This is a genomic window from Paraliobacillus ryukyuensis, assembly GCF_003315295.1.
Taxonomy (GTDB): domain Bacteria; phylum Bacillota; class Bacilli; order Bacillales; family Amphibacillaceae; genus Paraliobacillus; species Paraliobacillus ryukyuensis.
Genome location: NZ_QNRI01000002.1, coordinates 344,212 through 369,301, shown reverse-complemented (window position 1 = coordinate 369,301; position 25,090 = coordinate 344,212). Strand labels below are relative to the sequence as shown.

General features: G+C 35.7%; 21 protein-coding genes. 10 read left to right on the top strand and 11 right to left on the bottom strand.

Going from position 1 to position 25,090, the window contains the following annotated elements; translation table 11 throughout:
- The first annotated feature begins 29 nt into the window (after nucleotides 1-29).
- The 6 genes from DES48_RS05035 (at nucleotide 30) to DES48_RS05010 (ending at nucleotide 7,017) form a co-directional block, all read left to right on the top strand.
- Nucleotides 30-323 (top strand): hypothetical protein, encoded by a 294-nt coding sequence (locus tag DES48_RS05035; protein WP_113867373.1) that lies wholly within the window; start codon nucleotides 30-32, stop codon nucleotides 321-323.
- Between the two features lie 212 nt (nucleotides 324-535).
- Nucleotides 536-1,072 carry an SH3 domain-containing protein gene (locus DES48_RS05030; RefSeq protein WP_113867371.1) on the top strand — a complete coding sequence of 179 codons (537 nt, stop codon included), beginning with the start codon at nucleotides 536-538 and terminating at the stop codon, nucleotides 1,070-1,072.
- Nucleotides 1,073-1,321: 249 nt separating this feature from the next.
- Complete coding sequence (locus DES48_RS05025; protein WP_113867369.1) at nucleotides 1,322-1,870, top strand: M14 family zinc carboxypeptidase; 549 nt, start codon at nucleotides 1,322-1,324, stop codon at nucleotides 1,868-1,870.
- Between the two features lie 486 nt (nucleotides 1,871-2,356).
- Complete coding sequence (locus DES48_RS05020) at nucleotides 2,357-5,206, top strand: SH3 domain-containing protein (RefSeq protein ID WP_113867367.1); 2,850 nt, start codon at nucleotides 2,357-2,359, stop codon at nucleotides 5,204-5,206.
- Between the two features lie 235 nt (nucleotides 5,207-5,441).
- On the top strand, nucleotides 5,442-5,840 hold the full coding sequence (gene tagD / locus DES48_RS05015; protein WP_113867365.1) for a glycerol-3-phosphate cytidylyltransferase: 399 nt from the start codon (nucleotides 5,442-5,444) through the stop codon (nucleotides 5,838-5,840).
- A gap of 61 nt (nucleotides 5,841-5,901) precedes the next feature.
- The gene (locus DES48_RS05010; protein ID WP_245911297.1) at nucleotides 5,902-7,017 is read left to right on the top strand and encodes a CDP-glycerol glycerophosphotransferase family protein; all 1,116 of its coding nucleotides are present in this window, start codon (nucleotides 5,902-5,904) and stop codon (nucleotides 7,015-7,017) included.
- A gap of 42 nt (nucleotides 7,018-7,059) precedes the next feature.
- On the opposite strand, the gene DES48_RS05005 is transcribed toward DES48_RS05010, so the two are convergent.
- The 7 genes from DES48_RS05005 to DES48_RS04975 form a co-directional block, all read right to left on the bottom strand.
- The gene (locus DES48_RS05005) at nucleotides 7,060-8,097 is read right to left on the bottom strand and encodes a glycosyltransferase family 4 protein (protein WP_113867361.1); all 1,038 of its coding nucleotides are present in this window, start codon (nucleotides 8,095-8,097) and stop codon (nucleotides 7,060-7,062) included.
- Between the two features lie 228 nt (nucleotides 8,098-8,325).
- Complete coding sequence (gene pssE, locus DES48_RS05000) at nucleotides 8,326-8,805, bottom strand: PssE/Cps14G family polysaccharide biosynthesis glycosyltransferase (RefSeq protein WP_113867359.1); 480 nt, start codon at nucleotides 8,803-8,805, stop codon at nucleotides 8,326-8,328.
- A complete protein-coding gene (pssD, locus tag DES48_RS04995) occupies nucleotides 8,802-9,272 on the bottom strand; it encodes a PssD/Cps14F family polysaccharide biosynthesis glycosyltransferase (RefSeq protein WP_113867356.1) in 471 nt (156 codons plus the stop codon). The genes pssE and pssD overlap by 4 nt, the downstream gene beginning before the upstream one ends.
- A gap of 12 nt (nucleotides 9,273-9,284) precedes the next feature.
- Nucleotides 9,285-10,382 (bottom strand): glycosyltransferase, encoded by a 1,098-nt coding sequence (locus DES48_RS04990; RefSeq protein WP_245911296.1) that lies wholly within the window; start codon nucleotides 10,380-10,382, stop codon nucleotides 9,285-9,287.
- Nucleotides 10,348-11,688, bottom strand: a complete 1,341-nt coding sequence (locus tag DES48_RS04985; protein ID WP_113867354.1) for an O-antigen ligase family protein — start codon at nucleotides 11,686-11,688, stop codon at nucleotides 10,348-10,350. Before DES48_RS04985 ends, DES48_RS04990 begins: the two co-directional genes overlap by 35 nt.
- Nucleotides 11,685-13,193, bottom strand: a complete 1,509-nt coding sequence (gene murJ / locus DES48_RS04980) for a murein biosynthesis integral membrane protein MurJ (protein WP_281269222.1) — start codon at nucleotides 13,191-13,193, stop codon at nucleotides 11,685-11,687. The genes DES48_RS04985 and murJ overlap by 4 nt, the downstream gene beginning before the upstream one ends.
- 229 nt (nucleotides 13,194-13,422) lie before the next feature.
- On the bottom strand, nucleotides 13,423-15,825 hold the full coding sequence (locus tag DES48_RS04975; RefSeq protein ID WP_113867350.1) for a cell wall-binding repeat-containing protein: 2,403 nt from the start codon (nucleotides 15,823-15,825) through the stop codon (nucleotides 13,423-13,425).
- A gap of 325 nt (nucleotides 15,826-16,150) precedes the next feature.
- Here DES48_RS04975 and DES48_RS04970 point away from each other — a divergent pair, with 325 nt between their 5' ends.
- Genes DES48_RS04970 through DES48_RS04955 form a run of 4 tightly spaced genes read left to right on the top strand, consistent with a single transcriptional unit; the run spans nucleotide 16,151 to nucleotide 19,469 of the window.
- Complete coding sequence (locus DES48_RS04970) at nucleotides 16,151-17,089, top strand: glycosyltransferase family 2 protein (RefSeq protein ID WP_113867348.1); 939 nt, start codon at nucleotides 16,151-16,153, stop codon at nucleotides 17,087-17,089.
- Entirely contained in the window at nucleotides 17,086-18,810 is a 1,725-nt protein-coding gene (locus DES48_RS04965; RefSeq protein ID WP_113867346.1) for a DUF6020 family protein, read from the top strand. Before DES48_RS04970 ends, DES48_RS04965 begins: the two co-directional genes overlap by 4 nt.
- A complete protein-coding gene (locus DES48_RS04960) occupies nucleotides 18,803-19,150 on the top strand; it encodes an EamA family transporter (RefSeq protein WP_113867344.1) in 348 nt (115 codons plus the stop codon). Before DES48_RS04965 ends, DES48_RS04960 begins: the two co-directional genes overlap by 8 nt.
- Nucleotides 19,134-19,469, top strand: coding sequence for an EamA family transporter (locus DES48_RS04955; RefSeq protein WP_245911313.1), 336 nt, complete (start codon nucleotides 19,134-19,136; stop codon nucleotides 19,467-19,469). Before DES48_RS04960 ends, DES48_RS04955 begins: the two co-directional genes overlap by 17 nt.
- Before the next feature lie 108 nt (nucleotides 19,470-19,577).
- On the opposite strand, the gene DES48_RS04950 is transcribed toward DES48_RS04955, so the two are convergent.
- The 4 genes from DES48_RS04950 to DES48_RS04935 all read right to left on the bottom strand — a co-directional run bounded on the left by DES48_RS04950 (nucleotide 19,578) and on the right by DES48_RS04935 (nucleotide 25,044).
- Complete coding sequence (locus DES48_RS04950; RefSeq protein WP_113867340.1) at nucleotides 19,578-22,649, bottom strand: efflux RND transporter permease subunit; 3,072 nt, start codon at nucleotides 22,647-22,649, stop codon at nucleotides 19,578-19,580.
- Nucleotides 22,646-23,524, bottom strand: a complete 879-nt coding sequence (locus DES48_RS04945; RefSeq protein ID WP_113867337.1) for an efflux RND transporter periplasmic adaptor subunit — start codon at nucleotides 23,522-23,524, stop codon at nucleotides 22,646-22,648. The genes DES48_RS04950 and DES48_RS04945 overlap by 4 nt, the downstream gene beginning before the upstream one ends.
- A 21-nt stretch (nucleotides 23,525-23,545) precedes the next feature.
- Complete coding sequence (locus DES48_RS04940; protein ID WP_113867335.1) at nucleotides 23,546-24,412, bottom strand: TetR/AcrR family transcriptional regulator; 867 nt, start codon at nucleotides 24,410-24,412, stop codon at nucleotides 23,546-23,548.
- A gap of 293 nt (nucleotides 24,413-24,705) precedes the next feature.
- The gene (locus tag DES48_RS04935; RefSeq protein ID WP_113867333.1) at nucleotides 24,706-25,044 is read right to left on the bottom strand and encodes a hypothetical protein; all 339 of its coding nucleotides are present in this window, start codon (nucleotides 25,042-25,044) and stop codon (nucleotides 24,706-24,708) included.
- Nucleotides 25,045-25,090 lie beyond the last annotated feature (46 nt).

The following is a 25,090-nucleotide window of genomic DNA, read 5'->3' as shown; positions in this document are numbered from 1 at the left end:
AAAGAACATAAGAGGTTCGAACGTAAATAATGAAAAAACTCAAACAACTTAGTTTGTTCGTATTTGCAAAATTGTTGCTCTTCCAACAAGTGCCTTATAAGGTTTCAGCTGTAATAGATAAAATAAGTACAGAGACTCCTGAATCTATGATCCTATTTGCCATAAGTGGAGAACAAACAACTCCTCTCTATGACGATAAGCAAGAAAATGTACTTGTTAATGTACCAGATGATTCTGCGGTAACATTAGTTGACTCGTTTGACAAAAACTCGACAATGACACATGTTACATACACTGATGAACAGGCTATCAAGGATATGTAGCCACTGCTCAATTATATTCGCTAGAAGCAGCAGATGCTTATCGTCAAGAACGAGAAACAAACACTAGTGAAGAGCCGTCTACCCCTTTACAGTCATTAGATACGCCAACGAAAGAAGCAACTTCGTCAGATGAAGAAACTACTGATGACAGTCAGAAAAAATCCCCTTCTCCTGAAGAACTAGAAATTACCAGTAGTGTAGTAGAACAAAAAATGGTAACTGGTGTCGCTTTAAAAGATACTACTTCAATTTATGCCAGTCAGTCCACAACATCTGAGGTAATCAAGTCTTACAGCAAAGGAGCTATTCTTTTATATAAGACGTTAAATGCTGATTGGTATGAAGCGTTGGTTTATATTAATGGAAAAGCAACTACTGGTTACATTCACAAAACCGATGTCGAAAATACCCAAGATGACCAAGTATTACTAAAAGGGATCGGAAAGAAAGAGCCAACTCACGTGTACGCAAAAGCCTCCAAACATTCTAAAACATTAAAATCTTATAATGAAGGGGATGTTTTATATTATAAAAGTTTTACAAGTAACTGGTACGAAGCATTTGTTTATCTTAATAAAAAAGCAACAACTGGATATATTCACAAAGATAGTGTGTTAAATGACGACGCTAAACAAAAATCTTTAACAGGATCCGCTTTAAACGCAACAACTTATGTTTATCAAGACCTTTCTAAAAATGCAAAAAGCTTAAAGGTTATTCGTAAGTTTATTCTTTTGGTTCCACATTAATTTTTAAAACGTACACAGACAATTGGTTTGAAGCAACAGTATACGTTATATGGTACAGCAAAGACAGGATATATTCATAAAAGTGACGTTAGTGACAAAAAACTAAAAGCGCAGGCAATCGTAAACCCTAAACAAACTTATACGTATACCGAAATGATCCAGAATATTAATAAATTAAAAGAAACTTATCCAGGTTTAATCTCGACAGTTGGATATTCAGTTGAAAGAAGAAGGATACCCTTTGTTTAAATAGGATTCGGTGATACGAAAATTACGATTAATGCTTCCTATCATGCCAGAGAGTGGTTGACTAGCAATCTAGTAATGTATCAAATTGATCAATATAGCCAAGCATTTATTAATCAATCAAGTATCGATGGGTATAATATACAAGATTTACTATCAAAAGTATCTATTTATTATGTACCTATGGTAAATCCAGATGGTGTTACCCTAAACCAACTAGGAGCAGGTGGCTTTAGCAACAAAAATGAACTGATAAAAATGAACAATGGTAGTTCAGACTTTAGTGCATGGAAAGCAAATGCTCGAGGTCTCAACTTAAACCGTCAATATCCTTCTGGTTGGAGAACAATCAATAACAATGTAAGAAGTCCAAGTTACGCCTTTTACAAAGGTGTTCGCCCATTCTCTAAATCAGAGACTAAAGCATTATATGATTTTACGTTAAGTCATGATTTCAAAACATATGTAGCTTATCATTCTTCAGGGGAAATTTATATTGGGCGTATAACTCTGGTACAAAACGCAACACCAATCGTAAAATCGCTAATTTAATTCATAATAAAACTGGTTACAGTCTTGTTTTCCCTTCCAGTAACCCTCTTAGTGGGGTGGACATACTTACTGGGTCATTGATGCTCTAAATAAACCTGGTTTCACTCCAGAAATTCACCTCATGTTGGTGAAAGACCTATACCAATCAGTAACTTTAACCGCATCTAGAGTCAAAACAATTTTATTGGATTACTATTAGCGGAAAAAGCCTATAAAAATAGAAATAATAGATAGCTGATTAATTGACCCTATTTCAAAAGTAGGGTCTTTTTTTCATAAATTTGAAAAATAGTTTTATATAAGCTTAACTTTTTTGTTGTTTTTTGAGATAATACATTCTAGGAAACTATCAAATTTTGTTGAAAAGGAGGGAACACTTAGCTTTCATGCGATCATATACATGATAGTTTTTAATCTCTTTCAAATTAAAATGGCAAAGAGAATAGTATGAAACCCAATTTTAGTGTGGAGGCTTGGACGTAAATAATGAAAACACTTAAACAACTTAGTTTGCTCGTAATTGCGATATTGTTACTCTTTCAACAAGTACCTTATACAGTTTCGGCTGCAACAGATGAAACAAGTACAGAGACGCCTGAATCTATGACCCTATTTGCCGTAAGTGGAGAACAAACAACTCCTCTCTATGATGACAAGCAAGAAAATGTACTTGTTAATGTGCCAGATGATTCTGTAGTAACATTAGTTGACTCGTTTGACAAAAACACGGCAATGACACATGTTACGTACACTGATGAAGAAGCTGTAAAAAGCTATCAAGGATATGTAGCTACCGATCAATTATATTCGCTAGAAGCAGCAGATGATTATCGTCAAGAGCGTGGAGCAACTTCCTCAGATGCAGAAACTACTGATGATAGTCAGGAAACAACTTCTTCTACTGAAGAACCACAAGCTGCAACCTTTTCTATGACTACAAGTAGCGTAGTAGAACAAAAAACGGTAACTGGTGTTGCTTTAAAAGACCCCACACCAATTTATGCCAGTCAATCCACTGGCTCTAAGGTAATCAAGTCTTATAGCAAAGGATCTATTCTTTTATATAAAACGTTAAATGCTGATTGGTATGAAGCAATTGTATACGTTAATGGTTCATCTACAACAGGATTTATTCACAGAAATGATGTAGACACAGCTACAGATAATCCCAAAACATTGACAGGGTATGGGGCGAAGGAACCAACACGCATATATGCCGAGCCTTCTACAAGCTCGAATACACTAAAATCCTATGATAAAGGGACATTCCTTTACTATAAAACCTTTACTTCCGATTGGTATGAAGCATTGGTTTATGTTAATGGCCAAGCAATAACTGGCTATATTCACAAAAGCGATGTCGAACAACCAGTAGAAAATCCAGAAACGTTAACAGGCTATGGGTTGAAGTCACCAACACACATATATGCCGAACCTTCTACTAGTTCGCATACGTTAAAATCCTATGAAAAAGGAAAACTCCTTTACTACAAAACTTTTATTTCTGATTGGTATGAAGCACTGGTTTATATTAATGGCCAAGCAACAACTGGTTATATTCACAAAAGTGATGTCGAACAGCCAGTTGAAAATCAAGAAACATTACAAGGAATTGGGACAAGGAGCTCCACTAAGATTTTTTCGAAAACATCAAGAAATTCCGATATTTTAAAATCGTATAGTGAGGGATCAATTCTTTACTATAAAACCTTTATTTCCGATTGGTATGAAGCGTTGGTTTATGTTAATGGAAAAGCAACTAATGGCTATATTCATAAACGTGACGTCGAAAATTTACTAGATAAGCAAGAATCCTTACAAGGGATTGGCTCTAAAAGTCCAACCAAGATTTATTCGAAAGCTTCTACTAGCTCAAGCTCGCTAAAGTCCTATGACCAAGGCTCTGTGCTTTATTATAAGACTTTTTCATCGAATTGGTACGAAGCCCTAGTATACATTAATGGCAAAGCAACAACAGGCTATATCTACAAAGATGACGTGGAAAATTTACTAGATAAACAACAATCTTTAAAAGGGATTGGCACTAAGCGTCCAACCAAAGTTTATTCGAAAGCTTCTACTAACTCAAGCTCGCTAAAGTCCTATGACCAAGGCTCTGTGCTTTATTACAAAACCTTTTCTGCGGATTGGTATGAAGCGATTGTCTATATCAACGGCAAAGCAACCAATGGCTATATTCATAAAAATGACGTAGAGAATATTACCGACACACCGGAAAGCCTACAAGGTGTTGCGTTAAAAAGCCCAACAAATATATACACCAAAGCTTCAACAAGCTCTAAGATACTAAAGAATTATAACGAAGGAAAAGTGCTACAGTACAAGACCTTTACTTCCGGTTGGTATGAAGCTTTAGTCTACATCAATGGTAAAGCAACAACTGGTTATATAAAGAATGGTGATGTTTCTGAAAGTGTCTATGACATCACAAGGTACAATATTTCTCTTGATAAAGCTTTAGACATACAAATGAGTGCTATGCCTAAAACAACATACAGTACCATGTATGTGCATAAAAATGCTTTGAAAAAAGTTGATGGTCGTTGGAGAGTTGATGGAACTAATTGGAATGTGCGTAGTGGTCCAGGTACAAGCTATGACGTGATTGGAAAAATCGATGAACGCTACGTTAATGACAGGATTACTGTATATGGTACTGAAGGTAATTGGTACAAATTCAACACTTGGATTATCGCTACAGAATCTGCAACTGAGCGATATTTAGATCCAAACAACTTTGAAGATATTAGTTCAACAGAATACTTCCAATTCTTAAAACTATCACAAACTGCTGGACTTAATGCAAAGGAAGTGAATGAAAATATTCTTAAAGGAAATGGAATATTAGCTGGCAAGGCTTCTTCTTTCATTAAAGCCGGACAAGACTATGATATCAATGAAATTTACTTGATTTCACATGCTATGCTTGAAACTGGTAATGGAACCTCTGGTTTAGCAAATGGCGATAAATACAATGGTACGATCGTCTATAATATGTATGGCATTGGAGCTGCCGATGGAGCTTCCTCACCTTATCAAGCAGGTCTTAAATTTGCTTATGAGCAAGGATGGACTTCGCCAGAAAAAGCAATTGTTGGTGGAGCCAAATTTATTGCTGACAGATATATTAACGCTGGGCAAGATACGCTATATAAAATGCGTTGGAACCCAGATGCCATGGATAATTATGGTTATGCTTCTCATCAATATGCCACGGATATTGGCTGGGCAGTAAAACAAACTAGTAGAATTGAAAAATTCTATAATATGTTAGAAAAATATTCGTTAGTATACGATATTCCTTTTTATAAATAAAGCTTTTTTGACTGCTGATTTAACTCAGCAGTCTTTTTTACTATTCTTTCCTCCCTCTCCTTAATTTATACTTGTAACTTTTTAAAAAAACAGCTAAAATGTATAAATAGGTGATGTTAACGTCTTGTAAATTATTTGTTAATCCTACGTAAATATTATTTGTTAAACTATTTGCTAGATATAAAAGTCTAATATACAAAAATATAATAGACATTCATTTGGGGAGGAAAACATAATGAAAAAAGTAATCACTTACGGTACATTCGATTTACTTCATAATGGACATATAAATTTATTACGTCGTGCTAAAGAATTGGGTGATCATTTAACAGTAGCCATTTCTTCAGATGAATTTAATGCAATTAAAGGAAAACAATCATACCATAGCTATGAAAATCGTAAAATGATTTTAGAAGCTATTCGCTACGTGGATGAAGTAATTCCTGAGCATGAATGGGAACAAAAAATAAATGATGTAGTGAACCATAATATTGATGTATTTGTTATGGGAGATGACTGGGAAGGTAAATTCGATTTCTTAAATGATTATTGTGAAGTTATCTATCTGCCAAGAACAGTGGGTATTTCGACTACAAAAATTAAAAATGATATGAAAAAGATAAACAATGCTTAGAGAAATTGCTATAAGCGTTTTCCTTTTCTTTTTCAGGATGATCTTTTCAATCTTTAAGTTCTTGCCACAGCAAAAAAAAACGGTTTTTGTTAGCTCTTTTGGTGACAATATTTATCATGTAGCTCAGGCAACTAATAAACTTTCTGATCATCAACTAATCGTACTGAAAGATAAACGGTGTCGAATGGATTTTTCTACTATAGATAATGTAAAGACACTCTCATTTCAATTAACTCATTTGGTAGATTATGTACGATCGATCTACCACCTTGCCACTTCCAAAGTGATTTTCATTGATAATTACTTTGGATTTTTATCTGTTACAAAGTTTAACGAAAATGTGCAATGTATTCAGCTTTGGCATGCAGCAGGGGCAATTAAACAATTTGGCTTAATGGATCCTTCGAATGCAACAAGAACACCAAGAGCAAATAAACGATTTCAGCAAGTCTATGATCGATTTTCTTACGTGGTGGTTGGTTCGGAAAAAATGAGTAGGATTTTTCGTCAAAGTTTTAATCTATCTGAAAGTCAAATATTACGGACAGGTATTCCACGAACTGACTTTTTCTTTGATAAACAAGCATTACAACAGGCACAATATCATATCAGGAAACTCTTTCCAATGATAGATGGAAAGAAGGTAATTTTATACGCACCTACTTTTCGAAATAACGAATTATCTAATATAAATTTACAATTAGATATAACAAAGTTGCGGGCTGAACTAGGTGAGGAATATATATTGCTATTACGTCTTCATCCAGCAATCGTAGGAACCTATGAAAATATTTATTCTGATTTTGTGATTGACGTTTCTAACTATGAAAATATCAATCATTTATTAGTTTTAGCAGATCTACTAATTACAGATTATTCTTCGGTTCCTTTTGAATTTTCATTACTTGAAAAACCAATGATCTTTTTCACTTATGATTTAGAGGAATATACGAAGAAACAGGGTTTTTGGGAAGAGTATACAACCAATTTGCCGGGCCCAATCGCCTTGTCAACAGAGGATATCATTTCGATCATTAAATCAAATCAATTCGATTTAAATTTAATTAAAGAATATACGAAACAATGGAATCAATATTCACGAGGCAATTCAAGTGAAAATATTGTTCATTATATATATGATGCACAACCCGTAAAACAAGCAAAAGCTTATAACTAAAAGAAACCTTTTCCAAAGCAACAACGCTTGGAAAAGGTTTCTTTATTTTTTCCGATCTAATAACTTTAACAATGGTCGATAATTTTCGCTAATCAATCCAGTTATTTCAACTACAACCTCAATCAAAATTAACATAGCAAATAAGGTTATGGTTGAACCCCACATCGTTGACTTAGTAAAAATAATCGCAGCTAAACTGAATAACGCACTCATACTGTAAATTAATATAACCGTTTGTCGATGACCAAATCCAAGTTTCAATAAACAATGGTGTAGGTGTAATTTATCTGGCGCATAGAATGGTTTTTTATTCACTACACGTCTGACAATGGCGAAAAAGGTATCTAATAAAGGTACACCCAAAATGGTTATCGGTACAATTAATGAGAATAATGTCGCATTTTTAAATCCAAGAATGGATAGTACCCCGATCATATATCCCAAAAATAAAGAACCTGTATCACCCATAAAGATTTTTGCTGGATGAAAATTATAGAATAAAAACCCTACAGTACTACCTAGTAACATAAATCCTATAAAAGCAACAAATGTATCTCCTAAAGAAACTGCTAAGCCTGAAATGGTAAGCAGTGCAATTGAAGAGACACCCGCTGCTAGTCCATCTAAACCATCAACAAAGTTAATGGCATTTGATACTCCCACAATCCATATAATCGTAATCGGAATGCTAAAGTAACCAAAATGCAACGTATCACCAAAAGGTAAGTTAATAAAGGTTACTTGAGCTCCTCCTAAAACAACAATTGTTGCAGCTATGAATTGAACGAAAAATTTCACTTTTGCTGATAGGTTATACAAATCATCTAGGAAACCAGTAGCCGTTATTAAAAATGCACCAATAAAGATTGGCCAAAAATATGGGCTATCCGGATTAAAAATAAGGAAACCTACCATAAAACTTATAAATATCGCTAAACCACCTAAGCGTGGCATTAGTTTTGAATGTATTTTTCGTTGATTGGGTTGATCAACCGCACCTATGCGTATGGCTAATTTCTTTACAAAGGGTGTTAAAACAATTGCTAAAATAAAGCAGATGAGTAGTGCTAAGTACTTCATTAATTTCTTCCTCCCAATCCCTTCAAATCAAAAATAATCAAAATAATTTTATTAAGGGTAAGAAACCTCCAATAACTAGGTTTCATTTTAATTTTGTATATACTAATGACTCTTGCTACTATAGCATATTTTATCAAAAAAATCATTTGTTTTTTCCTGTGACTATAATTAAAAGTTATTTCGATTTATTTTTAGCTTTGACGTTTATCCATGTTTCATACATTCCAATTACTTATGTTGTATAAAGCTATCCAAGATGGAAAATAATTTATTTTTTCCTGATTGAAATGGCTTCGGTTGAAACGTTCTACTTTCTTGTATAACACGGTCCAAACGTTCTGTCTCGTGCCAAACCAGAATATGATTTTTTTGTTCAAATACTTCAGCTAATTGTAGTTGATGATCATCATTATGTTCTCCATATTTTTTTAATCGTGGAGCAGCTATTACTATTTTCCCCTTTTTTAGTCCAGTAAGTACAGATCCTGTTCCAGCATGAGTAATAATAAGATCCGCTTGGTTATAATATTGATCCATTTGATCATATGTCAGAAACTTATGCATTTGCATGTGATTACTGTGATGTTTCGTGTGCCCAATTTGGGCCACCACCTGCTCAGTAATTGTACCTGCCTCAACTAACTGATCAACTGCTTTCAGTAAACGGGTGAACGGTAATTCATGTGTCCCCAAAACAACAAAAATCAATAGATAGACCCCCCGTAAATTGCTTTAGGATAGATTTCTTTCATGGACTCCCATTGCACGATGAATAAATCTGATATGGGATAAACGAGCCTCCCCGAGAGCGTAGGACTAGTTGATTTTGCAAAGCTTTCAATGAATATTACTTTTTTTCTGAATAATTTAGCAATATAACACATAGGCACTGCTGTGTGAGCTCCAGTAGTGATTACCACATCTGGACGGTATCGCAAGAATATACATAGTGACTTCATCGTGTTATAAGAAAATTTAAAAATATATCGAAACGGGTAATTTCGTGCACCATACAATAGTAATGAAACTGGATATTTATTCTTTAACTCTTTGGTGATTGCAGACTTTTCAGTAACGATATGATATTTATAATTCTTAAACATCGTTTCTAACTGTAATAATTGTGTTAAATGGCCACCTATAGAAGAAATAAGAAGTAGTTTTTTCTGTTTCATCCATTCTCGCTCCTATCTGCGATAAATTGTAATAAGTGAATCAATTAACCTCTCTTGATCATTCTCCTGTGCTCGCTTGTCTCCGTAATGGATTAGCATCTGGCTAACGTCTGGGTCTGTCAAAACGTTGGTCATTGCATCTCGAAGTGGCTCAATTTGTTTCGGTGCAACTGTCATTCCTGCATTATCTGCTAATAAGGTTTGTAGGCCTCCGACCGCTGTTCCAACTACTGGTGTATGACATGCCATTGCTTCTAATGCTACTAACCCAAAACCTTCGATATAAGAAGGTAAAACAAAAAGATCTGCAGCTGTCATCCATGTCGCAATTTCATTTTGTTGTTTTGGTTCATGAAACGTAACCCCTTTAATCTTATCTTGTTCAATTGACTGTACTAAGACTTCGTAGAATGCTGGATCTTTTTTTGGGCCGATAAGGCGCAATTCCAAATTTTTTTGTGTAGCTTGCATTTGATGAAAAGCAGCAATTAATTCGCTTAAGCCCTTTGCTTCGATTATATTTCCAACAAATAATATGATCTTATTGGTTGCATGGAGCTGCAGTTCTTTTCTTGCTTGTTCTTTCGGTTTCGGATGAAACACCGTTCGATCTACTCCCATATTCAGCAAGTGTACTTTTTCTTGTTTGATTTGAAACTCCTCTAACACAGCCTGTTTTAATCCTGCTCCAACAACAATCACTTCATCTGCTTGTTCTAAAACACGTTTTGTTTGTTTGTAAATCCATGGATGGAGACGTGCCATCTTGTCAATGTCCCCTCCATGTGCTGTAACGATTAGCTTCGCTTTAAACCAGCGTTTAAACCAAAGACCAATCCAGCCACTTGGAAATAAATAATGGGCATGCACAATTTGATAGCTTCTTCCTTGTTTCAAGAATTTACCGACTGCTTGCAATAATAGCTTGCTATATTTCCTAATAACGTTAACCTTCCCCATTCTAGGGTCTTTTATGGCTAATACATCTACTGGAAACCCTCGATTTCTAACCTGTTCCACTTGATTTTTAATGAAAACTCCAAAGACAGTATGCCGCTTGGTTGGATACATTGTACTAATGACCAACATTTTCTCTTCGATAGATCTCATGATCACCCACCTTTCTTTGATTGATATTTGGATGAGACAAAGTGTACAAATACCCCATTGCTAGTGCTAAATAAATGCTAACTGCAGGAGAAGATAGTACATGTCCTGCAACTAAGGCAGCACCAAATCCGATCCCGATACAAACCGTGATCATAACAACTGGTATCGTTAGTACCCTTTTTTTCTCTTGAAGTACATATGTTATTAGCTTCACTACAAAATATAAAATAGGGATATGTAAAATTAGAAAACCAATAATACCAAATCCAAAAAACCAGTCAATAAAATCCATTTCAATCAACTTTGGTTGTGCAGTATAATTACCTCCATAACCCATTCCTAACCATTTTTGTGCTAATGGAGCATCTTCATACTGTTCTATTGTTTCTGCTAGGAATTCACTTCTACCGCTTAATACACGATTAAATCCAGCTTCCGTTTCTTCTGTTACCTGGTTATCTGCTTCAGTCGATTGCGAACTAGATGACCCTAAGGTAAGATGAAGGTTTTGGCCGATTGGTGAAAATGGTAACCAAATAAGGCAGGCTATTAATAAAATTCCCGATATACTACTAGAAAGGACCTTCTGTTTTTGAAAAAAAGAACTTACGAGACCTACAACTAGGAAGATTAATGCTGCGCCAAAGCTCACCTTTGTTCCAATCGTCATCATTGCCCACGTAAGTATAGCTAGTAATAGACCTAAAAGAAGTTTCCGTTGGATGTTTTTTTGTCTAAAAACGTACAATAATGTCAACCCAAACCCGATTGCCATAATGGCACTTAGTTCATTTGCAGAAAAAAACCAACCTGAATGTCCCGCTTTCGCTAACATGTCATACGATCTTTTCCCGGTATTTGTTAGTTCGGCAAGTACCATGACAAGACTAATGATTGTCATGCTAATTGTTACATTTCTTAAAAGTAAGTTTTGCCAATTCCTTTGCCGACTCAATGAATAAATAACACTAAGATAAACCATAAATAACTCGATGAAAAAAATACTTTTTACAATATGGGTTAGCTCAATTGTTAAAGAAACTGGTTGTTTAAACAGATAGCTCACAAAAAAATGACATCCTATATAGATAAATAAAACAATATGGTATATTATCGTTGCAGATTGAATCCGTTCGTTTGGGTGAAAGGATAAATAAACAACACCAAGAGCAATTGCTAGAATACGTACTAATTCAGAAATCGGCCAATTTAAGAAAGCGAATAAATCGAGTACTGGTTGTATAACAATGAATAAGATGAAAATAGATTCCAACTGTTGTATCGTTTTTGAATGAAATGACCTCATGATTCTTCCTCCAACATACTACGATTATGATCTTGTTTTTTTCGATACTTTAATAAAAAATAAAATAATTGTATTTTCAGTATGTACGAACATAGCGCATATATAACAATCCCGACAAAAATGGCGAAAATAAGATACAAACTGTTTGTAAAGAAGGCGCGAATTTCCCCAACTAGCACTATAGCTCCCGCCATTATCAATACTGCTAAAATCATCTTTCCTATTTCTATTATTGAAGGTTTTGTGAAAATACCCCCTACTTGTTTAGATAAGATTCCATAGCAGCAAATCGCATAGCATAAACCAACTACCGAAGAGGCAAGTGGGATACCGATATATCCTATCCAGCTTGTAAAGAGCCAGTTACATAACAAATTCAGCAAAATGGATCCTAGTCCAATCATCATGAGCATATGTCCTTTTTTTAAGGTATATAAGCCATTGTTCACTATCACCGCTAGACTAAAAAATAGTACAGATCCTGCATAATAATAAGCAACCACAGCTGTTCCATTCGTTGCTTCAGCTGTAAATGCACCTCTTTCAAATAACAAACGAATAATCGATGGCATGAGAACCATCATACCAACGATAGCCGGAAAAATAACATAACTAATAACCATTAACCCTTGTTCCAAATGATTATTGAACTGGACCATTTTCTTTTTTGCATAGCTTTTTGCTAATAAAGGGAAAGTAATTGTTCCGATTGTGACAGCAAAAATAGCTTGCGGAAAGTGGACAAGATTTTTTGCATAATTAACGTAGGTAACTACACCTTCTTTAAAATAACTAGCGAATATATTGTCTACAGCTAAATTAACTTGACCTACCATTACCGTAATGGCAACAGGGATAAAGATAACAAAAAACGCTCTTACCTCTTTCCAATTTACTTTGGTTGCTAGCTGAAACATTTGATGCCGATACACGAGGATTATTTTAAATAATAGCGATACGATCGTGCCAATAAGATAACCAATTGCTAAAGCGTATGGCCCAATTTCAGATGCTAATAAAATTGCTGCACTAATCATGGTCCCTAACACAATTATCTGTGAAATCACAGAAAATATATACTTAGATTCAGCATCTAAGTACGCTTCAAAGACCGCATTTAATCCGACAAACATAATACACCCCATAAAAATCATTGTCGTATGAATTGCAAGTGTCATTGCAGCCCCTTGAAAGTTAGGATAAATAATCGGAATGACTACAGGTGAAAATAATATACCAATGAATGCTAAAACTAAGCTAATCATCCCGGTCGCTTTCCACAATTGATTAAACAGTATAGTTTCCCCCCCTTTTTCTTTTGCTTCTACATAACTTGGTACAAATGCATTTTTCATTCCTGTAGTTAAAAAAAGAAAGATCATATTTGGGATAATAAATGCAGCTAAATAGGCATCTGCTTGATACGTATCGCCAAAATAGTATGCAACTACCATGTCTCGAAGCAATCCAGAAATTTTCAACAATAAGGTAAATAAAATAAACAAAACACTAGTCCAAGCAATCTTTTTGTTCTTAAAAATAGCCCGTCATCTCCTATCTCTATCTAAGGTAACTATAACAAGAAATCAAACCTAAAAGTTGGCTATTCTTTAATCTTTACACACTCTTTAGCTTAGATTTACAATTCAGTTAATTAAGTTTAAAGCCGAAGCTGGTCTATAACGTATAAAAAAACGCATCGTCTATTAGGGATTAGACGATGCTTGACATGAATTAATTCGCAACTAACGTTTGTAACTGTTGGCGTGTTTGATTGGTAATTGCCTCCGGTCCACCAAAATACACATAATTCGGGGTCACCTTCCGTGTTTCTAACCAAGTGGTTACTGAATTGGGCACAGCATCCCGTTTCGTTAATATAATTGGAGCTTGATATTGACTTGCCAAAGCTGCTCCCGATAAGGCATCTACAGTCATATCTCCTCTTGCAAACATAATCGTTTGCAATGACTTGGGATAAAATTGTTTTGCAACAGCTACACTTGTCTCAAATCTATCTTCTCCAGAAATACGATCAACTATACTTACTTGTTGCTCTAATGTTTGTTCTATTTGTGGCGAAATTACATCTGGTCCACCAACAATGGTTACTTTATTTATACCGTTTTCTTTAATAAATGTTTTTACTTGATCTTGCAATCTATCTTTTTTTGTCAAGAGAATCGGGATTGATTGCTTGCTAGCATATGGTGCAATAGATAATGCGTCTGGTGAAGACGCATCACCAGTTGTCAGAAATATTTCTTGGGTTGGGACTTGCTTGATCATATAACTAGCAATTTCATAAGCCGTATCATATCTTGTTTCTCCTGATAACCGTACGATTGAAGCATCTACTAACTGTGTAATTTCTCGCTCTACTTGAGCAGAAACGGCTTCTGCTCCACCCATAATATATATCGTATAGGAAGAGTTCGTATAATGACGGGGTTGTAATCGAACTAACTCTGTTTTAATTTCTGCTGGAAGCTCGGTTTGCTTCGTCAGTAATAGTGGTGCACGATTGTATCCTGCAATCACACTACCCGTTAACGCATCAATAGGTTGATCACCTCGTCCAATGATCACACTTTTTTGATTATTCCAATGCCAACCATAATTCGAAATACTTGCACTTGTTTCATATCTTCGTTCCCCTTCTAAAGCAGTAACTATTTGTTTGGCTTCATTTAGATAACTGGCTGCTACATAACCGGATATACCGTTTGCTGTGACAGGATACCAGGCAAAGTGAGAAATATTTTTATTCAAATAGGATGGGCTTCCTGTAATACGCAATTGATCTCCTTTTTGAAAGGAACCAATCGCTGGACCTGATGGACTTAAACGAACAACTAATTGACTTGCTGTGACATAAACTGACTGGTTTACTTCAAATGCATGTGTTGTGCTAGTCAAGCTAGTAGGTATCTGGATATGGTCTTCCTCAAATGAAAGAATTCCTGACTGATTTGGCGTTAATTGATGCGTTGGAAAAGGAATAATCGATTCTACTAATCCATAGTTTTTGATATGCTGATAAATTCTTTCTTGATAAGCGGTCACTGGATTGTTTAATGGATTGTTTATACTTGATAATCCATTATAAGCCATAATAGCGAAATACCAGTTTTCTAGTTTTGTCCTATCTTGTTCGTTAATCGTTGGAATTAAACCTGCATTAGCATAATTCCATTTTTGCTTAAGAATCTTAATCCCTTCTTGAATGTTATATCGAATATCGGTTGATAATTTTTCAATCTCTGTGGCTTTTTCTGTCTCATTTTCCATAAACCGATAATCAGAGACTTGCATAATCCCAATGCCAATACAGTCATAGCCTAATTTCACATTTGTTCCATCCCAATTTGTACACTTATTTGTGTAGTGGTTAACAGGGGTTTGACCAGGTAGCCAATACTGTTGCCAGCCACTTTCTTGAAAAGCAATAGCCTTCAGAATCTCCGGGGGAACACCTTGTTTTAACGCTTCTTCTGTTAATATTGCACTAATCGTTTGATAACTAGGGTTGGTATATTTTTCATCTACTGAAGTCGAAGCCATTAATCTTATTGTCGATAGAGGGCTATTGTCACTATACTGTTTAATCGATTCAATGCCTTCATTTACTTGGCCATTTTCAATCGTAAAATGTATATCTACTATGTTTGTTGGTTCGGTATTTATATCATTTTCATCAAAGGTTGGATAAGAGATAGCGATATCGGTACCGTCAATTTGAATCGTTCCATGTTGATAAGCTTCGGAAACAAATATTTCTTCCATATGTCCTTCTTTTATATGCAATACACCGAAGTATAACTCTTGGGCAGATCCAAGTACGCGGTACTCTATTACGAGATACTGTTCGTCATTTTCGGTAATGGTTTGCATCCCATTCACCTTTGTTAACACCAATTCCTTATTAAAAAGTACTCGATCGTTTTGTGTAATACTTAGCATTGATTTCAATTGACCATTATTCACTTCTACTTCCAATTCTGGTTCAACAGGTAAAACTTGTTGATCATCATGAAATTCATATTTAATTTCCTCAGCTTCTGTTTGTATTGTACCTATTCCCAAAAAGAAAGTAATGAACAATAGACAGATGTGTAGATATAATTTCTTTATCATCTTCTTCCCCCATGATTTAAATTTGGGCGATATGCCTATACTAAAACTAGATTTCAACAAAATCGCTCATATTTTTAGCTTACAAGGTATAAATAGAAAGTCAATATACAGATATTACCTTTTACAAAAGGGGGAAGTACTTGTTAATTCAAAGCCTTGCAACCTAAAACATTATCCAGACAACTAGTACTTTTTTTACATAAAAATAACAATAAAAACACAATTCACTTTTTTGTAAAATAATTCTTAAAAAACTGTAAATATCCATATTCTTTTATTAATCTTCGTTACAATAAACTGGAACTTTATTTTTGGAGGATACCGTATGCAAATTGCTATTTTAATTCCTTGTTATAATGAAGCACAGACGATTGGACAAGTGATCGATGCCTTTAAACAAGAGTTACCGAAGGCCAGGATCTACGTGTATGATAACAACTCAAAGGATAATACTGCTACTATCGCTAGACAACATGGTGCTATTGTTCATCAAGAAAGACGTCAAGGTAAAGGTTATGTTATCCGTTCGATGTTTCGCGATATTGATGCGGATTGCTACGTCATGGTAGATGGAGATCATACGTATCCTGCTACTTATGTTCATCAATTGATCGCACCTATTCAAAAGAAAGAAGCATGTATGGTGATTGGGGATCGATTATCAAATGGTTCTTACCATCAAGAGAATAAACGGCGATTTCACCGGTTTGGAAATGCAATCGTAAAAAACTGTATTAATTTATTATACAAAAGTGATGTAAAAGACATTATGACTGGTTATAGAGCATTTAATAAATTGTTTGTCAAATCGATTCCAGTAATGAGTCCGGGTTTTGAAATTGAAACGGAAATGACCCTCCATGCGTTAGATAAACGCTTTCCTATTACAGAGGTTCCTATTGATTATCAAGATCGCCCGAATGGTAGTGAATCGAAATTACATACGATTCAAGATGGTTTTAAAGTGTTATCTAAAATTTTTATGTTGTTTAAAGAATATCGTCCCTTTTTATTCTTTGGAATTTTTTCGATCCTTTTTTTCATGACTGGATTAGCTATCGGTCTACCCGTAATTAGTGAATTCTTTCAAACTGGTTTTATCACAAAAATACCTTCTGCGATATTAGCAACAGGGCTAATGATCTTATCTATGCTTGCGTTTGCTAGCGGTTTAATCTTAGATACAGTAATAGCTTCGCATAAGAAAAATTATGAATTAGAACTTAATCGGATTATTCAAGATTGCGAGCGTGATCTATCGTGAAAGGTATTCCTTTTTTACTACTTATTATCGCAAGTGCCTTTAGTACCGTAAGCCTAATCTCTATTCGTCAGTCTTTTACACATACACATGTCTTTGTCATTGTGTTAACAATGCTTGCGTTTATGCTAATCTATCACTATTTGTTTCGTAGTATTCGGAGGAATTCTACATTATTTGTTCCGTTACTACGGCGACCTACCTTTGTTTCTTTTGTCATTGTTCTTTCTTTACTGCTATTGCTTAGTTTAAAAAGTTCTTTAACACACTTATTGGACAATCATTGGTTAATCGGTTTATTTATCATAATCGGTAGTTACGTAACCATTGGTATTTTATTGGCATCCGTGTTACTCGTTCTTTATTCCCAATCCATTACTGTCCGTTATCAACCTATACCAAAATATTATCTATTTTATTATGCTATTCCCTGCGTACTCGTTTGGTCTGTCTTTTTGGTCGCATTTTTCCCAGGTGCTATGACACCAGATTCACTTTCTCATTGGCGTCAAATCCATACATTAGAATTTAGCAATTGGCATCCTGTACTATATACGTGGTTTATGCTTGCCTTAACGAGCATATGGCATTCACCGGCAATTGTTGTCATAGGTCAGAGTACACTGCTGGCGTTGATTTTTGGGTATGGAATGTACAGCTTGAATTGCTATGGAATTTATAAAAAATGGACATGGGCTTTGACCTTGCTGTTTGCACTTTCTCCGATTAATACTGGCTTTGTATTAATGATTTGGAAAGACGTGCTTTATAGTGCTTCACTGTTTTTATTAACCATTATCTTGATCCATATCGTGTTATCTAAAGGGAAATGGTTACAGCATAAACGTCATCTTAGTTTGCTCTTAATTACGCTGTTAAGCGTGATTTTCATTCGAAATAATGGTTTGCCAATCATATTATTATTGCTTATCTTGTTATTACTACAATATCGTTCATTTACAAAACATATCTTGATTACTTCTGGTATTCTCTTCATTATTTATTTTAGTCTAACAGGTCCTATTTTTCGTTATTTGAATGTGACCCCTGCTAACCCGAATGAGGCATTAGCAATACCAACACAACAAATTGCGCGTGTCATTTATGAAGAGGCAGCCATGACCGAAGAACAACTTACGTATTTTGATCAAATTTTGCCTATTGAACAGTGGAAAGCCTATTACAATCCTTATCGAACCGATCCAATTAAATTTGCTCATGATTATAACGGAGAAATGATTTTTAGCGATAATAGAGCATATCTCAACTATTGGTTCGAGGTTGTACTTGAGCATCCCTCCATTGCGATGGAGGCGTTTTTAGCTCAAACATCATTAGTTTGGCAAATTAATCAGCCTGAGAATGGCTATACCGACATTTTCACAACAACAATCTATCAGCCAAATGATTATGATCTAGTATCACATTCAATAAGTCCTTGGTTACAGACACAATTTTCAAGGTGGTATAACTTTAGTCAGACGTATATGAAAGAATGGATATGGCGACCAGCCATTTACACCTTTGCAATTATTTTATTCACTTTCATTAGTGTCTTGAAGCTCGGAAAGCAGATGATCATTGTTGCATTACCTAGCCTACTCAACACAGCCACAATTTTTGCAGGCTTACCTGCGCAAGACTTTCGATATTTATATGCTAATACGTTAGTTATCTTTGTTCTGATTGGTTTGGCCTTGCTAAAGAAGGTGCAGCATGAATAAACTCCTTCACTCCTTAGTAAAAAACAAAGTCGGAATTATATTGATGGCTGCTGCATCATTGTGTACCGCTTTAGGCCAACTAAGTTGGAAATTGTCAGATGGCATGCTAGATCTAGTGTTGTGGATTGGTTTTTTTCTTTATTTTTCTGGGGCATTGTTTATGCTGATTGCTTTTCGATTCGGTGACCTATCTATTCTTCATCCACTACTCAGCCTTGGCTATGTTTTTGCCATTTTTTTTGGATGGTTTTTGTTACAGGAGCAGGTGGATTCGTCTCGGCTAATCGGAACGCTGATTATTATTACAGGCGCTATTTTGATTGGTGGTGGCGACGATTAGCTGGTTACCGTTCATTTTATTATTTACCTTGTTAGGAGCAATTGGAGCATTCTTTTTTAAGCGAGCTTCTAGCCATGGATTACACTGGAGTCGTCATTTGGTATTGTCACTTTTATTTGGTGGGATTTGTTATGGATCGGGTGCATTGTTAAATATTTATGTGTTAAAAAAGGTGGATTATACAGTCGTATTTCCACTAACCTCTATTACATATATTTGGACATTCTTGATTGCAGCCCTTTTTTTGAAGGAACCGATGACGTTACGCAAACTAGTAGGTGTTGTCTGTATCATATTAGGAACTATCTTGATTATTTAGCATTAGGTTATAAAGTGGTTATCAACGACCGGACAACGACGCTCTGTTCGCATAAAAAAACTGCACCGCCAAGGGTGCAGTTTTTTTATTGAACTGCTTTTATCTTACTTATTCCGCTTTCTTAAATAATCCTTTAATTTTTTCCGACAAGTCATCAAAATACGTATAGATTACTGGAATAAGCAATAACGTAAAAATACTAGAAACAGTTAAACCAAAGATAACGGTTATCGCCATTGGTTGCTGCATTTCAGCACCTTCTCCAATACCTAATCCTAATGGAACCATAGCTAAAATCGTTGTTAATGTGGTCATTAAGATTGGTCGCATTCTACTTGTTCCCGCTTCTAAAATCGCTTCATATCGGCTCATGCCACGTTCACGTAAGATATTGATGTAATCAACTAATACAATCGCGTTGTTTACTACAATACCGGCAAGCATGATAATCCCGATAAATGCCGTAATACTTAGTGGTGTATTCGTGATAAATAGACCACCGAAAATTCCCACTACCGTCGCTGGCATGGAGAACATAATAATGAACGGGAATAAGAAATTTTCAAATTGTACTGCCATCACAGCATAAACAAGGAAGATTGATAAAACTAAAGCTAGACCTAAATCAGAGAATGCTTCGACCATATCTTCTGCTTGCCCACCAATACTAGTCGTATAGCCTTCTGGCAAGGTCATACTATCTAATTTTTCTTCAATAGCTGTCTGTACACTACCAAGATCGTTCCCGACAACATCAGAGGTAATGTTGACTTGTTGTTGTTGGTTCTGGCGTGTCAACGTTGCAGGTGCTTGTTCTTGTTTAAAAGTTGCAATCGTTTCTAACGGCACGCTTGTTCCTTGTTGGTTTTGAATCATTAATGTCTTCAAGTCACTAATCGTATCTTTCTTATTATCTGGATACGTTAGACGTACATCAATATCGTCTCCATTTTCACGATATTGCATAACAGTCTGACCCGTAAAATGCGTCTGGACTTGTGACGTTACTTCTGATTCGGTTAAACCATATTGTGCAGCAACATCTTTATCTACTTGAATATTTAGCTGTGGTGTAGTCTCTTCCACCGATGTTGTTGGGTTATAGACACCATCCACATCACTAATTTCGGTAACCACTTGATCTGCCAGTTCACGAAGTACGTCGCTTTCGGGTCCATTTAATTGAATCTGGATTGGATCACCCGTACTTATTGCTGCACCTACTGCACTTACGGTAATTTCCGCACCTGGGATGGATTGTACATCTTGATCAATGGCCTGCATTACTTCTTCGGTTGTTTGTTCACGTTCAGAAGGATCGACTAATTGAATGGTGTAGCTTGCTTGATTTGAGCTTCCACCACCAGTGATACCTGCGGCTGCATCACCACTATTAATAGTCACATAATTGACTTCAATCACGCCATCATAAGCTTGTAACTTTTCGTTTACTTGTTGCGAAATTTCCGTTGTTTTTTCTGCTGTTGTTCCTACTGGCGTTTCGACTGATACTTCTAACTGTCCTTGATCTCCCTGTGGAATAAATTCTGTTCCAATGAACGGGATAAGCGCTAAACTTCCAATAATAATCACAAGACTAGTAAAAATCGTTGTTTTTCTAAATCGTAGTACTTTTTTCAAGACACCTTTATAGCTGTTGTTAAAACGATGTAAGAAGCGATCAAACCAATATCGACGTCCATTATCGCTCATTGCATTGGACAATAATTTAGAAGACAACATTGGAATTAAGGTAATCGCCACTATTAATGAAGCGATTAGCGCAAACGCAACAGTTAAGGCTAATGGTGTAAACAATTCTGATGCGATTCCCTCAACAAAGACGATTGGTAAAAATACAACTAGGGTTGTCGTTGTTGACGCAATAACTGCTGGAGCTAATTCTGAAGCCCCTTGCTTGGCTGCTTCTTTCATGGAGTACCCTTGTTGTCGATAGGCGACGATATTTTCCAAAATAACAATGGAGCTATCCACCATCATACCGAGTCCAAGTGCTAAACCACCCATCGTTAGAACGTTTAACGTCTCTCTGGTAAAGTAAATTAGTGTGAATGTAGCGATAATGGCAATTGGAATCGAAAGACCAACAACCAAAGTTGCACGAATACTTTTTAAAAATAGTAGGAGGATAAGTAATGCAAACAATCCACCGAATAACATATTTTGAATAACAGAAGAAATCGACTGTTTAATAAAGTCTGATGTATCGACCACCACTTGTAAGTTCACATTATCTGGTAGAGATTGATTTAAATCTTCCATACTGTCCATAATATTGTTGGATACATCTACTGTATTTCCATCTGATTGTTTCATGATCGATAAAACAACAGCCTGTTCGCCGTTTACTAGCGTTGTACCAGCATCACTAAACGTATCATTTACAGTTGCAATGTCTTCTACTTTTACAGTTGCCCCTTGAGATGTTTGTAAAAGTGTCTCACGAATATCTTCCACAGAGGTGTATGTGCCATCAATCCGGATATTAAGGTTTTTATCTCCTTTAGCTACACTACCTGCTGATGCCGATTGATTTACTTGGCTTAGTGTCTGCATAATCTGTTGTGTACTTAAACCGTATTCTGTTAATTTGGCTTGATCCAGTTCAAGCTCAATCACACGATCTTGACCACCTTGTACAGAAACAGAGGCTACACCGCCTTCACGTTCAAACTGAGGGACGACTTGATCTTCTGCAATACTTTGTAGTTCTGTTAAATTATCACCAGAAAGACCGACCCACATAATTGGCATTTGATTTGGGTTAAACCTTAGAACACTCGGGTCACCAGCACTTTCTGGAAGCATCCCTTTTACTTGGTCAACACTTTCCCTTACTTCAAGAAGTGCATTATCAAGATTAGTTCCCATGTTAAATTGCATTAAGACTAAAGCGGATCCAGATTGTGATTGGGTCTGGATCGTCTCTACCCCTTCAATTGAACTTAAGGCAGATTCAATTGGTTTGCTAACTTGTTTCTCTACTTCTTCAGGAGCTGCATCAGGATAATTAACTGCAACGACAGCAACCGGTAAATCAATTTCTGGAAGTAGATCGATTGCTAAATTTCGTACAGAGATAACACCGAGTGCAATGATTGCTAACACAATCATAATCACTCCAACTGGACGTTTGACGGATTGATCTACTAGCTTCACGATGCATTATCCTCCCCATCACTTATACTTATTTTAGCTCCATCTGACAATGTGAGTTGACCACTTGTTACAACTTGATCACCTTCAGATAGTTCTCCTTCAATAGCTGTTTTGTTTGTTTGTGACTCAGTAACTGTTATCTCTAATTTTGTAACGTTATCTTCATTAACAACATAGACATACGATGCATCATCTTCGTCTACGATAGCAGTGGTTGGGACAATCAACGTATCCTCTACCGTATTTTCCGGAACCACCACTTCTGCAACGGTTCCAGGTTGCCACTGATTATCTTCATTATCTAGGGTTAATTCAATTGGATAAAGACCAGTATCATTCGGTAATGTACCTATATAATCAACAGTTGCAGTCGTTTCATCTTCTGCGTCAGAGAAATGGACGTCCACTTCTGCATCTTCTTCAAACAAACGTAAATTGTTTGCCGTAACGGTTAGTTCTACTGTTAATTCTGATAGGTCTGCAATGACTGCAATTGCATTTTCTGTTGAAACCATGTCACCTTCTTTTGCTGATAAGCTAGTGATTTCCCCATCATTTGAAGCGGTGATTGTCATTGATCTGCCTGTTTCTGCACCAATGATCGTTAATAAATCATCATCTTCTTTTACATGTTCCCCATTTTCAACGTCCAGACTATCCAATTCACCTGCCATCGGAGCCATCACTGGTGTTGTTTGAACTGGGCTGGTACGTCCATAAAATGATTTATCAATGGTAATATCTCCTTGTGTAACCTCATCTACTTCGACTGTTGTTACACTTTTTTGTGTTTCTTCTTCTGTAGCAGAGTCATCCTCCGTACATGCTGCTAATAACAGTAGCAAAGCAACGAGCAATAAACTTAATTTCTTCATATTTGATCCCCTCTCATTTATTTAAACTCCTAGTTCAGTTGCGATATCAGAACTTAGCTTTTGTAATTCTGGAATACGTTTTAATTGTAATAATATCCCTTGCAACACCACATTATTTGCTTCTGGTTTGTTGCTTTCTTCATTTATCATCTCAGCCGCTTCTTTCAGCTGTTTTTTTTCTTGCTCTGGTAGTTGGAGCAAATCTATCGTAGCAATGGTACGTTCGATAAGTTTTTTAATAACTCGAACATTTTGCGATTGATTTATCGTTGCAAATGTTAATTGATCATAACTAATTTGAGGCTCTACATTGTTGTGCATCATACTACGAAAGGTATCATCTAATCGATCGACAATAAATCGGGCTAGAGAAGTATTATCTACTTGCAGATCGTGCATCACAATTGCTTTACAATATCCATGCAACGCACCGTCTAATTGAATGGATGCATCAACAATATAAGGTGCAATTTGTTCTCCGTATATTTCCGTTAACGCAGTCTTGGACCACTCAAAGGAACGTTGGAGTAGTTTCATAGCGAGATCATTCATATGCTGTCCAATATGTATATTATCTTGTAAGTGCATAACCATGTATTCTTTGTGATTGGTAATTAAGTCTAACATCATTTGCATTTGCTCAACGAGTTTTTGTTTTGCATCAATATTTTTTTGTTGAATCGTTTTGAATTTATCCATCACAAGTGATGTATAGTAATCAAATAATTCTACAATTAACTCTTCTTTGGAAGCAAAATATAAATAAAATGTACCCTTGGAAACATCACTTTTGTTAGCAATTTCTTGAATTGATGTCGCATGAAATCCTTTCTCTGCAAATAACTTCATACTCTCTTCAATCATTCGTTGCTTTTTTTGATTCAACATTCTCACCTACCTTTCGATTATCGTACGCATGAAAAAGACGAAGCGTTTCATTAATTTTTAATAAATGACCGGTCAGTCATTTCGAATTATACTATATCACATATTACTTTTGATCACCAATAAATAGCTTTTCCACTTTTCTCATGGATTAACACTACTATTTTGAAAAATAAAAAAAGAATCCTGATGTTGGACTCTTTACAAAAGGATAACTTAAGGTGACAGATGTATATCATACGTCACCTTAAACTATCCTATTTAAGTAAGGCTTACTTGTGATGAAAAAGTAGACTTTATTCTTCTTTGTTTTCTTGATCGCCTTCCATGGTATCTTCGTTTCCTGTATCGTCACCTTGGTCGGTATCTTGATTCATATCTTTTTCTGCCTCATCTTGATTTTGCTGTTCTTCATTCATGTTTTGTTCCTGTTTGTCTTCTTCTTGCATATCTGTCTGGTCTTGTTGATCTTCTTCCATCATGTCTTCAGTTTCTTCTTGGACATTATCCATTTCTTCTTCCATTTCTTCTGCTGGCGTTTCGTCTTCAGCAGGTTCTTCCTCGTCTTGCGCACATCCAAAGAGTAGACTCATTGCAAATATAGGAACAAACCATTTGCCCATTTTTTCTTTCATAAAAAATCCTCCTTCATTCTATTCCATTTCAAACGTAGTTTTCCCA